The following is a 12,481-nucleotide window of genomic DNA, read 5'->3' on the forward strand; positions in this document are numbered from 1 at the left end:
CAGGGCGTAAAACCGTAGGGTGGGCCGGGCCGCGCTAGGCACTCCGTGCCCACGCGGTTACGTGCGCATGCGTGCGGCCAGCTGCCGCGAATCATCGCTCGCGGAATATGCAAACTAACGCGAAGCAAGAGCTGGCGACTGGCGGCCATGACACGAGCGAAATTTCACCGCTAACGCTGAACGGACACGCGCGTAACCGCGTGGGCACGGAGTGCCTAGCGCGGCCCGGCCCACCCTACGGTTGAGTACGTGGACAAGAGTCTAATACCACGCATCACTGCATTGCTGTAGATGCTTTAAACCGTCAGCCCTTTACGCAAACAATCTGCTTCAGGGTATGCACCACCTCCACGAGTTCGTCCTGGGCCTGCATGACCGCATGGATGTCCTTGTAGGCCATCGGGATTTCGTCGATCACGCCTTCGTCCTTGCGTGATTCCACGCCCTGCGTGGCGCGCTCGACGTCGGCGCGGGTGAAGCGGCGCTTGGCTTCGGTGCGGCTCATGGTGCGTCCTGCGCCATGGCTGCAACTGTTAAAACTCTCCGGGTTGCCCTTGCCGCGCACGATGAAGCTTTTTGCGCCCATCGACCCTGGAATGATGCCTAATTCCCCCGCTTTTGCCGAGACCGCACCTTTGCGGGTAATCAGCACATCGCGGCCGAAGTGGCGCTCCTGCTGCACGTAGTTGTGGTGGCAATTCACGGCTTCCACGTGGGTCTCGAAAGGCTTGGCGATCACGCTGCGTACCGCGTGGATCAGGTTCTGCATCATCACTTCGCGATTGATGCGGGCAAACTTCTGGGCCCAGCCGACCGCCTCGATGTAGTCCTTGTAATGCTGGGTGCCTTCTTCCAGGTAGGCCAGGTCCTGGTCGGGCAGGTTCACCATGTGGCGCCGCATGTCCTGCTTGGCCAGCTCGATGAAATGGGTCCCGATGGCATTGCCCACGCCGCGCGAGCCCGAGTGCAGCATCAGCCAGACGAAGTTGTCCTCGTCGAGGCAAATTTCCACGAAGTGATTGCCGCTGCCGAGGGTGCCGAGATGCTTGTAGTTGTTCGTGCCGCGCAGCTTGGGCCACTTGCGGCACAGGGCGTCGAACTCGTCCTTCAATTTGGCCCAGCCGGCATCCACCGGCGGCGGCGGACGGTCCCAGGAACCGGTGTCGCGGCCCCTGGCATTGCGCGTCTTGTGCGACATGCCGTGCGGGATGGCTTGCTCGATGGCGCTGCGCAGCTTGCCCAGGCTGTCGGGCAGGTCGGTGGCGCGCAGGGTGGTCTTGGCGGCCATCATGCCGCAGCCGATATCCACGCCGACCGCGGCCGGAATCACCGCGCCCAGCGTCGGGATCACGCTGCCGATGGTCGAACCTTTGCCGAGATGCACGTCGGGCATCACGGCAACATGGTGGTAAATGAAGGGCAATTGCGCAAGCTTACCCAGTTGCTTCTTGGCGGCTTCCTCGACCGGCACGCCACGGGTCCACATCTTGACCGGCTTGGCGCCGGGCGCTTCCAGCAATTGATAGGCAGTCTGATCGGCTCGCATGATTCGTGGTAGGGGCAATAACGGTTTCATGATCCATGAAATCCATCGACGGTGGAGCGCGCGAGCCTGGGAGCAACTGTCGAAATGTCTTACAGAACAGTTTAGTTGATCAGAAAGATCATTGATTTACATAGATAAATTTCATTGGCATGGCAATTGCTTATTTATAAGAACCAATAACAATTCATTAATAACAAGGAAAACCATGTCCAAACTTCTGTCTACCCTGAAACGCGCCGGTCTCGCTGCTGTGGCTGGTACCGTGCTGCTGAGTGCCGGGTCCGCCCACGCCGGCTTGCTGCTGAACCAGGAACCGGATGCCTCGCTGATCGTCCGCGCCGGCGGTTACGAATGGGTCTACGCCAGTCCATGCGGCGGCGGCGCCGGCAGCTGCGACCTGGTCGTGCGTCACCACGGTTTCGATTTCGCTACTGCCGAACAATGGAACGCCAGCTTCGCCAGTCTGCAAGCACTCTCGGCTGCCTTTACGCCGAACGGTGGGGTGCTCTGCGCGTCGACGTATTTCTCGACGAACTACAACCACTGCGACACCGGCGATATCCTGGCAGGTTATGTCTGGGGCGCGCCTTTCGCACCTGGCTGGGGCGCACAGGCAGGCACGTCCGAAACCTTCCTGGTCCGCGCCATCGCGCAGTCGGATGTGCCGGAGCCTGCCACGCTGGCGTTGACCGCGCTGGGCCTGGCGGCTGTGGTGGCAAGCCGCCGCAAGCGTGCACGGTAATCGGCAAGCCAGGAGGCCGCCTGCGGGCGGCTTTTTTTTGGCTGTCCGCGTTCTCCGCTCAGTTGCGCGGCAAGAAAGACGCGTTCTATACTGGCTGAGGCGCCATCCCGCGCCAGACCACGGAACTCTTGCATGCGACCTCTTCTTCTCCTGACTCCCCTGCTGCTGGCCGGCTGCGTCGACGACTCGGCCACCTACTACATCGACGGCAATACGCACGCGCTGACGGTGCGCGCGGTGCAGGAGCAGTTCTGGAAGAAGGAAGTCACGCTGGACCTGATCGCGGCGCGCATGCCGGATTGCCAGCGCCGTTTCGAATTGGCCAGGCTACCGGTGGCGGATGTGGAACTGGAGCTGTTTGGGTCGGGCGAGAATGTCTACACGGTACGCGCCGGAGACACGGCATGGCGCTTCGAGACGCAAGGCTGCAGCCAGCTGGAAGAACCCGAGCAGGTGACCGGGCAGCCGCTCGGCCTGTTCCACTTCGACGAAAACAACCACTTGGTGTTCGAGGAAGCGGAAGCGCCGACCGAGTAAGCGTTGATATCAAGCGTTCACATCAAGGGCGCAGCCAGCCGCGCTTGATTGGCGTGCGCAAGACACGCCGGTACACCACCTGCATCTGCGGCACCACCAGCGCCGCCAGCGCCTGCCCTGTGCGGGTATTCACCAGCACGGCCGCGAAGCCCGACGTGAGCAATGCCCCGGCCATGTCCAGCGGCCAATGCACACCCAGGAACACCCGCGCCCACGCCACCACCACGCCCAGCGCCAGCAAGGCGACACCGAAGCGGCGTGCCTCGCGCAGCGGTCCGAAGGCCAGCGCCAGCGCCACCGAGAACATGCTGGTGCCGTGGTCGCTCGGGAAGGAAGAGTCGGGCGCGTGGAACATGAAGGTCTGTCCGACCTCGGCCATGAAGGGACGCGGATGGAACCACGCCAGGCCGATCATCTTGTTGATCGTCAGCGCGATCACGGCCGCCATGAAGGCCCGCACCGCTGCCTCGCGCTGGGCGGTATCGCCGTTCATCCACATCAGTACCAGGCCGAGCGGCAGGATCATGATCACCCATTCCGCGGCAAACACGGCGCCGTGCAGGCGCCAGCCCTCCAGGCCAGGTGCGGAATTGATCAGTGCAAACAGGTACAGGTTGAGTTGGTCGAACATCGGGGCGCCGGCGTAAAAGAAAGACAATAGCTCCAGCGTAGCTCAGCCGTTCGGCGCGCACGGTTTGAAATCGCAACAGAATGTGACAAAGCAGGAAATGGCTGCGCAGCACAGCTGGTGCGGCCGCTGTTGTGATCAGTTTATACAATTGCAGCGCATCCACGCCACACGGCTGGGAAACCGCCTTCAGAGCGTGAGAAAAAATGGCCAGGGCAAGGCGCCGAGTCGAAGACAGTACGAGCGTACGGCGAGACGAGGCAACGCCGCCATGGCCATTTTTTCTCACGCTCTCAGCGCGGCCGCATCAGGCGCTGCAACTGGGCCAGCTCGACGTCGCGCCCGAGCGTATCGAGCGTCTGCTCGAGCAGCGAACGCTCGCCGTTGCGCAGCATGGTCCATTGCGTGAAGTATTCGTGCACGGTGCGCCAGGGAGGAAACTCGCGCGGCAGGCTGCGCCAGGCGGCGCCGGTGTGCAGGAACCAGAGCACGGCGCAGTACACGTCGTACAGGTCGTGCTTGCGCGGACGCGTCTTGCGGCGCGCCGCTTCAAGTGTCTCGCGCACGAGCTCGAACTGCTCGCGCCCAATGTCGCTGGGGAATTCGGGCCGGGCCATGACGTTCGCCCCCTAAACATCCTTTGAGGGCGAAGTTAATGAACAGGTTCCCGCAGGCGGGACCGGCCCGCGCGTTTAATCGCGTGCGAGCGCCAGGAACTCGGTGCGCAGCGCCAGGTTCGGCTGCAGTTCGCCCAGCATGGCCGAGGTGATGGTTTCCTCGCCCTGGGTACGGATGCCGCGGCTTTCCATGCACATGTGGCGGCACTTGACGACCACGCCCACGGCTTTCGGCTCCAGCACTTCCATCAGCGCATTCGCGATCTGCATCGTCATGCGTTCCTGCACCTGCAGGCGCTTCGAGAAGATGTCGACCAGGCGGGTCAGCTTCGAGAGGCCGACGATCTTCCCGTTCGGGACGTAGCCGACGGTGGCCTTGCCGAAGAACGGCGCCAGGTGGTGCTCGCAATGGCTGTACACCGGGATGCCGCGCACCACGATCAGTTCGTTGTACTGCTCCGCGCCATCCTCGAAGGCTTTCAGGACTTCGACCGGGTCCTGGCCATAGCCGGAGGTCCAGTGTTTCCAGGCTTTTGCAACCCGTGCCGGCGTTTCGTGCAGGCCGGGACGGTTCGGATCTTCACCGAGGCTGGTCAGCAAACGGCGCCAGTCCTGTTCGGTAAATGCTTCTTTGTCAGACATGTGTAACCCTACGAAAAACGATTGCCGTCAGTATATAGAAAATGTGCGGAGCCTTCCGGCGCCTGCCGATTTCTTGAGCAAAACGGACTCCTCTGTTGTATCGATGCGCTAGCGTGGACAGGTTCACAACCAAGCGTTGGAGGATTGTCATGTTCGGGAGCTCTGTACTGGAATTGGCGATTGGCTTGACGTTCTGTTACGGCACCGTGGCCCTGATCGTCGCCACTTTGCAGGAAGCGCTGGCGGCGGCGTTCCGCCTGCGTGCCAACACCCTGCTGGCCGGCATCAAGAGCATGCTCAACGATCCGCGTTTCGACGCCCTGGCGCAGATGGTATACGCGCATCCCCTCGTCAACCCGCACGGCAATGGGCTGCCGGTCGACGAACGCCACCTCGCGGCCCGCCCATCCTACATCGAACCGGCGCAGTTCGCGATCGCGCTGATCGACAGCATCCAACGCGCCCCCGGCGACTTCGCGCGCCTGGGCGCCGACATCGACGCCGTATCCGATCCCCAGGTGCGGCGCGCCCTGCATGCGCTGTATGCGCGTGCCGGCGGCGACCTCGAGCGTTTCCAGGCCCTGGTGGCGGGCTGGTTCGACAACGCCATGGAGCGCGTGTCCGGCGCCTATAAACGGCGCCAGCTGCTGATCTCGCTGCTGTTGTCGCTGCTGCTGGCGATCATGTTCAACATCGACAGCATCTCGCTGTTCCGCACGCTCTGGCAGCAGCCCCAGCTGGCGGCCCACATCGACGCCGTGCCGGGCATGCTCGACGCCGCCACCCTCGACAAGCTATGGGCGCTGCCGATCGGCTGGACGACCTTCCCGCCGGTACTCGACAGCAGCTTTGCGCTGCAGGCGGCCGGCTGGCTGATCACGGCGGCCACCACCCTGTTCGGCGCGCCGTTCTGGTTCGACTTGCTGCAGCGGGCGGTGCAGCTGCGCGGCACCGGCGCGCGGCCGGAGGAAACGCCGCGCACGCTGCCGGCCGCGCATGCTACCGTGGTCCCGGCCGTCCCGCTGGTACAAGTACAAACCTCGCCGGCACTGCCGGCGGCGAGCGAGACTTAACGCCCGACTGGCCGGTGCGCGTCGACAAGCACACTCGATACCGAAATGTGCGGTACGCGCTCCGGCCATTCGTCATCCGGACCGAACCAGCGCGCTTCCGCGATTTCGCTGGCATCGATGCGGATCTCGCCGCCCGCATAGTCGGCGGTGAAGGCGATCATCAGCGAGTGCGGGAAGGGCCATGACTGGCTGGCGAAATACTGCAGGTTGGTCACCTGCAAACCCACCTCCTCGAACACTTCGCGGTGGATCGCTTCCTCGATCGATTCGCCCGCTTCCAGGAAGCCCGCCAGCGGCGTGAAGCGCTTCGCCGCCGAGGCGTGGTGCAGCGCCAGCAGCACCTTGTCTTCCTTCTTGATCAAGACCATCATCGCCGGCGAGATGCGCGGATAAGCCAGGTGGCCGCAGTTACTGCACTTGAAACTGCGCTCGTGCATCAGGCGTTCCATCGGATGGGCGCAGGCGCCGCAGTAGCGGTGGGTGCGCGCCCACTCGGCGATCTGGGCCGCGCGTCCGGCCACGCCGATCCTCTCCTCGTCCATGTCGGCAAACAGCGAACGCAGGCCGCGCCAGGCATAGCCGGGCGGCACGGCGTTGTGCTCGCTCCATCCAGCCTGGCAATAGCGCTCGCCCAATAAGCCGACCGGCTGCATGTGCGCCGGGTCGAGGTCGAGCATGGCGAGGGCGGCGGCGTCGGGCAGCGCCACATCGTGCTCGCGCACCAGCAGGCGGCCCCCATGGAACAGGAAGGTCAGTGGATCCGGATGGGCCTGCGGCGCCATCAGCGGCGTGAAGGTGGAGGGCGTATGCAGCATGAGGTCAAGGGCTCGGATGAGAAGGTTTTTCATGATACCGCGAGCCGTTCGCGCCTGCCTGCGCCTGTTTGAAAACCGTGCCGAACTAATCGCTGTGCATCGCGCTCCAAGTAGGGCTGGAACGCTCATCCAGACGACCAGGGAACAGCGCGTTTCATCCCTCGTTTTTCAGCGAGCCGTGGAGCGTCGATGGCCGCCCTTGCAATTCCGGCGGGCTGGCATGCGCTGCCGGCCGGGCATGACCTGCCGCGCTGCCCTGCCCGCGTAGTCATTGATGGAGGAAACCGTGCAACGCCGTCCGCTGTTCCACCGGCTCGACATCGATTCCGTGGCCGTGTTCCGCGCCCTGCACCTGGGCGACATGCTGTGCGCGGTGCCGGCCCTGCGCGCGCTGCGCACCGCGCTGCCGCATGCGCGCATCACCCTGGTCGGCCTGCCCTGGGCCAGCCAGTTCGCCGCGCGCTTTCGCCATTACATCGACGACTTCATTCCCTTTCCCGGCCACCCGCTGCTGCCCGAGCAGCCGGTGCGGCACGAGGAACTGACGCCCTTCTACGCCAACATGTGCGCGCGCCAGTTCACGCTGGCGCTGCAGCTGCACGGCAATAGCGGCATCAGCAACGACATCGTGGCCGGCTTCGGCGCCTACGCGCTGGCCGGGCATTGCCAGGGCGCGCCGGTTGCCACCGAACGCACGGCCCTGTTTCCCTATCCCGAAGTCGGCGCCGAACCGGACCGGCTGCTGCACCTGGTCGGGCGGCTGGGCGCCGGCGCGGTCGGCGACTACCTGGAGTTTCCGCTGGCCCAGGAAGACCGGCAGGAACTCGAAGCGAGCGGTGTCGCCGCGGGCCTGCAACCCGGGAGCTATATCTGCGTGCATCCCGGCGCGCGCAAGCGCGACAAGTGCTGGCCGGCGCGCCGCTTTGCCGAAGTGGCGGACCGGCTGGCCGCCGAATTCGGCGTCGACGTGGTGCTGACCGGCTCGGCCGACGAAGCGGACCTGGCCGGCGAGGTGGCGGGCCACATGCAGGCGCGCGCGGTGAACGCGGCCGCGCCGATCTCGATCGGGGCGATGGCGGTGCTGATGAAGCACGCGCGGCTGCTGGTCTGCAACGACACCGGCGTATCGCACATTGCCGCCGGCCTGCGCCTGAAAAGCGTGGTCATCTTCAGCAAGGCGGACATCGCCCGCCGGGCGCCGCTCGACCGCGACAACCACCGCTGCATCTGGGACCCGGACGCCCAGCGCTCGGCCGCCGTCCTCCAGCACGCACGCGCCCTGCTGGCTGGAACCGACCCCAGCCGTCAGCGCAGGGCCGGAATGTGGCCGTACTGGTAGGCGAACGCGGCAGGCCGATGACCCGCTTGGACAGGCGGTCGATCATGGCGCCGGCGGTTTCGCTCGACAGCCAGGCGCCGGCGCGTGACGGCTGCCTGTGCCAGCGCGGCCAGGACGGCTTCGTCGATGGATTCGACGGCGTCGTTGCGCTGCTGGTTGCAGGCGTCGATGTCGCGCTTGTTGGCGGCGATCTCGCTGGCGCTGGCATCGCGCCGGCGCGCCTTGTCTTCTTCGCGCCACAACAGCACATTAAATTCGTGGTTCGCCGCGATGGCCGGCCAGGGGCCGCGACCCGTGATCGGCACCGCCTGGCCGCCTTCGGACAGGCGCAAAACGGCATCGTGATACTGGGTAATCGAGCGTACATCGGGTTCGTGCAGGATCACCGCCTCCTGGTCGCGAGCCCGTTTGCTCGGCTCATCATTGGAGGCCGTGCGGTACTTGAAAGTTCTTTGGTGTTGCGGTGTACTTTATCGGAGCGCAAACAAAATGCGCGGTCCCTTCCCAACCCTGCCCCACCACACCATGCGCACGCTTGAAGACCCCCGCGCGCACCATCCGCGACCGCAGATGGTACGCCAGCAGTGGGCGAGCCTGGACGGCCGGTGGGAGTTCGCTTTCGACGACCTGGATGCCGGCATGCACGAGCACTGGTTCGACGGACGCACGCTTCCCCGGCAGATCGAGGTGCCCTTTCCCTACCAATCGCAAGCCTCCGGCATCGGTACCCGCGAGGTCCACGAAATCATGTGGTACAGCCGCAGCTTCGAGGTCCCCGAAGGCTGGGACTACGGCGCCCTGCTGCTGCATTTCGGCGCCTGCGACTACCGCGCCGATGTCTGGATCAACGGCCGCGTCGCCGGACGCAACCGCGGCGGCCACGTGCCCTTCTCCTTCGACATCGCGCCCTACCTGAAGCCGGGCGCGAACCGCGTCACCCTGCGCGTCGAGGACCGGCAAGACCCCTACCAGCCGCGCGGCAAGCAGTCGTCCTCGGGCACGCCGGTGCGCATCTATTACTATTGCACCAGCGGCATCTGGCAGAACGTCTGGCTGGAACCGGTGCCGGCGCTGCGCATCGACCACCTGCGCATCCACGAAGCCCTCCCCGACGGCACGCTGGCCCTGACGGTCCACCTGCACGGCCCGGCGAGCGACTGGGAAGCCGAGCTCGACGTACTGGAGAGCCTGGACTCGGAACAGGTCTGCGCCACGGCGCGCGCCGCCAGCCGCGGCGCCAGCCTCAGCCTGCGCACCCAGGTGCCCCAGCCGGCACTGCACGCCTGGTCGCCCGCCTCGCCCCACCTGTACAAGCTGCGCGTGCGCCTGCTCCATTGCGGCCAGCTGGTCGACACCGTCGAAGCCTATGCCGGCCTGCGCTCGATCGAACTGAAGGATGGCTACTTCCACCTGAACGGCAAGCGCACCTTCCTGCTGATGGCGCTCGACCAGGGCTACTGGCCCGACACCCTGCTCGCCGCGCCGTCCGACGAAGCGCTGCGCGCGGATGTGGAGTGGGCGCGCCGCTTCGGTTTCAACGGCGTGCGCAAGCACCAGAAGATCGAGCACGAACGCTGGCTCTACTGGTGCGACGTGCTGGGCCTGATGGTATGGGAAGAAATGCCGAACGCACGGTCCTGGTCCGAGGAGTCGGAAGAGCGGCTCGAACTCGAATGGCTGCGCGCCGTGGTGCGCGACGCGAACCACCCTGCCATCGTCGGCTGGGTGCCGGTGGTGGAAAGCTTCGGCTTCCCGGAACTCACGCGCCACCCGCACCAGCACGATTTCCTTGAACGCATGGTGGCGCGCACGCGGATGGTCGACCCCACGCGTCCGGTGATCGACAACGACGGTTGGCAGCACACCGACGTCACCGACATCTGCACCATCCACGATTATTCGCATCCGGTGGAAAAGCTGCTGGAACGTTACGCCGGCACCCTGCTCACCGGCCTGCCGCCGGACACCGGCTGGCACAAGGCGCGCGAATTGTTCCTGGCCGGCGCCCAGTACCGCGGCCAGCCGATCATGTTTTCCGAAGTCGGCGGCTACCTCCTGACACCCGGCGGACCCGAGCGGCGGCGCGACCGCCTGTACGACCACTACGGCAATGTCGGCGACGTCGATGAACTGGCCCAGCGCTACCGCACATTGATGCAGGGCCTGGCCTCGCTCTCCTTCCTGGCCGGGCTGTGCTACACCCAGCTGACCGATGTCGCGCACGAGCAGAACGGCTTGCTGACGGAGGGGCGCGAACCGCGCTTGCCGCCGGAACAGGTGGCCGACCTGCACCGCACACTCTGGCCTGACGCCTGGTGAAATTGTCGGATTTGCGGAAACGAAACAACGCATTGTCAGATTTTTTGGCCAAAAACCAAAAAAAGCTGCCAATTCGCTTCTCAAAACTTAGCAAATCGTCCAGAATAGGCTGTGAATTCGTCAATTCTCAACTTTATGGACAAGATCTCGTCGCTGGTAGGCCGCTACTCGTTTCGCGCACGTGTATTTTTCAATGGCGTCTTTTGTGACGCCAATGCTTTTCCGGAAAACCCGAGCGCGGGCCAGTTGCACCTGGTGCGCGCCGGTTCGGTGATCTTCCGCCAGGACGGCGTCGCGCCGCTGCGCGTGGACGAGCCGGCGATGGTGTTCTATCCACGCGGGTCGGCCCACACGCTCGAGGTGCCCGACGGCGCCACGGCGACCCTGCTGTGCGCCCACATCAGCTTCGAGGATGGCGGCGCCAATCCGCTGGCGCGCGCCCTGCCCGACTGCCTGTACCAGCCGCTGGCCGGCATGGGCGTGCTGCGCCAGACCCTGGAACTGCTGTTCACCGAGGCGGCCAGCCCGAACCAGGGCCGCGACGTGATCCTCGACCGCCTGTGCGACGTGCTGATGGTGCAAGTGCTGCGCAACGAATTCGACAAGGGGGAAATGTCGGTGGGCCTGCTGGCCGGCCTGGCCGACCGCCAGTTGTCGCTGGCGCTGGCCGCGATCCACGAGCGCGCCCACGAACCCTGGCAGCTGGCCTCGCTGGCGCGCCTGGCCTGCATGTCGCGCGCCCGCTTTACCGAGCACTTCCGTAACGTGGTGGGGATGCCGCCCGGCGAATACCTGACGCGCTGGCGCATCGGCCTGGCGCAGAACCTGCTGCGCAAGGGCTTGCCGGTAAAGGTGGTCAGCGCCCAGGCGGGCTATACGAGCGCGCCGGCATTCACGCGGGCGTTCACGACGATGGTGGGGAGTTCGCCACGGCAGTGGCTGAAAGACGCGGCGCCGGCCTGAGCTTGCTCTCAGCCGGCGCCGGGATACTGCTTTACGAAGAACTGCTTATTTGAGCAGCTTGGTACGGCTGGCAACCAGGGCGATGGCGATCGACAGCAGGCCGAGGTAGCCGATGGCCATCTGCATGCCGACGTGGCTGGCGATGGCGCCGATCACCGGCGGACCCATCAGGGTGCCGCTGTAGGCCATGCTGGCCACGCCTGCCAGGGCGATCGGGCCCTGGGCGCCGGCGGCGCTGAACACGAACGGGAACAGCAGCGACAGGCCGAGGCCGGCGACCGCGAAGCCACCCAGTGCGACGTGGGCGCTCGGCGCCAGCACCGCGAAGAAGAGGCCCATCGCCGAGATGCAGGCACCGACGGTCACCAGGCGCTGGGCGCCGAAGCGGGTCTTCAGTTTGTCGCCCACCAGGCGCGAGGCCAGCATCATGACCGAGAAGCACGACAGGGCCAGCGGCGCCAGGCCGTCGGTGGCGTGGAAGTGTTCTTTCAGGAACACGCCGCTCCAGTCGGCGATCGAGCCCTCCGACATCGAACCCAGGAAACCGAGCAGGCCCAGCAGTGCCATCGGACCACGCGGCAGGGCGAACTTCTTCTTCTCGACTTGCTCGGCTTCGTCGGCGATATCCATCACCTGGTAAGCAGCCCACAGCACAGCGGCCATCGGACCGGCAACCATCATGAAGTGAATCGCAGGGGCGACTTTCATGCCGGCCATCACGCTACCCAGGGTGGCGCCAACCAGGCCGCCGGCGCAGGCCAGGCCGTGCAGCAGCGACATTTCCGATTTGCCGGTCGCCTTTTCGCGCTTGCTGGCGGCGGCGTTCATGGCCACGTCGTAGGTGCTGGCGGTGATGCCCAGCATCAGGACGGCGCCCATCACGCTGGCAACAGTCGGGGCGATACCGATCGCCACCAGCACGGCCAGCAGGGCCAGGCCCGAGTACAGCATGGTCTTGCGCGCGCCGACACGGCGCATCAGGAAGGACGAGACCGGGAACGACAGCAGCGCGCCGATGCCGCCGCACAGCAGGACCATCGACAGGGCCGAGTGCGAGATGTTCAGGCGGGCGGCCATGGCCGGGATACGGCCGGCCCACGAACCCATGATCACGCCGAAAATGGCGAACATCACCGGCAGCGACAGGTTCTGGATGCGGGCGAAGACTTTGCTGCGGCGCGACGCGAGGGCGCCAAGGGCTGCAGGTGCGGTGATCGAGGTGTCGACGGCTGGAACAGTAGTTTGCATTTGGTATGAATC

At 65.2% G+C, this 12,481-nt stretch carries 12 protein-coding genes and 1 pseudogene; 6 read left to right on the plus strand and 7 right to left on the minus strand.

Features of this window, described 5'->3' with window-relative positions:
• Positions 1–304: 304 nt before the first annotated feature.
• Positions 305–1,546, minus strand: a complete 1,242-nt coding sequence (locus tag QPK31_RS00245; RefSeq protein ID WP_290420943.1) for an RtcB family protein — start codon at positions 1,544–1,546, stop codon at positions 305–307.
• Between the two features lie 205 nt (positions 1,547–1,751).
• On the opposite strand from QPK31_RS00245, the gene QPK31_RS00250 reads away from it, so the two are divergent.
• Positions 1,752–2,288 carry a PEP-CTERM sorting domain-containing protein gene (locus tag QPK31_RS00250; protein WP_290420944.1) on the plus strand — a complete coding sequence of 179 codons (537 nt, stop codon included), beginning with the start codon at positions 1,752–1,754 and terminating at the stop codon, positions 2,286–2,288.
• Between the two features lie 132 nt (positions 2,289–2,420).
• Complete coding sequence (locus QPK31_RS00255) at positions 2,421–2,825, plus strand: hypothetical protein (RefSeq protein ID WP_290420945.1); 405 nt, start codon at positions 2,421–2,423, stop codon at positions 2,823–2,825.
• 22 nt (positions 2,826–2,847) lie between these two features.
• On the opposite strand, the gene QPK31_RS00260 is transcribed toward QPK31_RS00255, so the two are convergent.
• The 3 genes and pseudogenes from QPK31_RS00260 to folE all read right to left on the minus strand — a co-directional run bounded on the left by QPK31_RS00260 (position 2,848) and on the right by folE (position 4,712).
• Positions 2,848–3,456: a phosphatase PAP2 family protein gene (locus QPK31_RS00260; protein ID WP_290420946.1), complete on the minus strand. Its 609-nt coding sequence runs from the start codon at positions 3,454–3,456 to the stop codon at positions 2,848–2,850.
• A gap of 338 nt (positions 3,457–3,794) precedes the next feature.
• Positions 3,795–4,070 (minus strand): annotated as a pseudogene (locus tag QPK31_RS00265) (transposase); the annotation flags it as partial.
• A gap of 75 nt (positions 4,071–4,145) precedes the next feature.
• A complete protein-coding gene (gene folE / locus QPK31_RS00270; protein ID WP_290420947.1) occupies positions 4,146–4,712 on the minus strand; it encodes a GTP cyclohydrolase I FolE in 567 nt (188 codons plus the stop codon).
• 149 nt (positions 4,713–4,861) lie between these two features.
• On the opposite strand from folE, the gene QPK31_RS00275 reads away from it, so the two are divergent.
• Entirely contained in the window at positions 4,862–5,785 is a 924-nt protein-coding gene (locus QPK31_RS00275) for a hypothetical protein (RefSeq protein WP_290420948.1), read from the plus strand.
• On the opposite strand, the gene nudC is transcribed toward QPK31_RS00275, so the two are convergent.
• Positions 5,782–6,600, minus strand: coding sequence for an NAD(+) diphosphatase (gene nudC / locus QPK31_RS00280; RefSeq protein ID WP_290420949.1), 819 nt, complete (start codon positions 6,598–6,600; stop codon positions 5,782–5,784). The two genes, QPK31_RS00275 and nudC, sit on opposite strands and share 4 nt — an antisense overlap.
• A 286-nt stretch (positions 6,601–6,886) precedes the next feature.
• On the opposite strand from nudC, the gene QPK31_RS00285 reads away from it, so the two are divergent.
• Positions 6,887–7,939 carry a glycosyltransferase family 9 protein gene (locus QPK31_RS00285; protein WP_290420950.1) on the plus strand — a complete coding sequence of 351 codons (1,053 nt, stop codon included), beginning with the start codon at positions 6,887–6,889 and terminating at the stop codon, positions 7,937–7,939.
• Here the strand turns inward: QPK31_RS00285 and QPK31_RS00290 are convergent.
• On the minus strand, positions 7,906–8,325 hold the full coding sequence (locus QPK31_RS00290) for a DUF4254 domain-containing protein (RefSeq protein WP_290420951.1): 420 nt from the start codon (positions 8,323–8,325) through the stop codon (positions 7,906–7,908). The genes QPK31_RS00285 and QPK31_RS00290 overlap by 34 nt on opposite strands.
• Before the next feature lie 139 nt (positions 8,326–8,464).
• On the opposite strand from QPK31_RS00290, the gene QPK31_RS00295 reads away from it, so the two are divergent.
• Positions 8,465–10,258: a glycoside hydrolase family 2 protein gene (locus QPK31_RS00295; RefSeq protein ID WP_290420952.1), complete on the plus strand. Its 1,794-nt coding sequence runs from the start codon at positions 8,465–8,467 to the stop codon at positions 10,256–10,258.
• A 135-nt stretch (positions 10,259–10,393) separates the two neighbouring features.
• Positions 10,394–11,221: an AraC family transcriptional regulator gene (locus tag QPK31_RS00300; protein ID WP_290420953.1), complete on the plus strand. Its 828-nt coding sequence runs from the start codon at positions 10,394–10,396 to the stop codon at positions 11,219–11,221.
• Positions 11,222–11,266: 45 nt separating this feature from the next.
• Here QPK31_RS00300 and QPK31_RS00305 read toward each other — a convergent pair whose 3' ends face one another.
• On the minus strand, positions 11,267–12,469 hold the full coding sequence (locus QPK31_RS00305; protein ID WP_290420954.1) for an MFS transporter: 1,203 nt from the start codon (positions 12,467–12,469) through the stop codon (positions 11,267–11,269).
• Positions 12,470–12,481 lie beyond the last annotated feature (12 nt).

It is taken from the genome of Massilia sp. YIM B02769 (assembly GCF_030411995.1).
Lineage (GTDB): Bacteria > Pseudomonadota > Gammaproteobacteria > Burkholderiales > Burkholderiaceae_D > Telluria.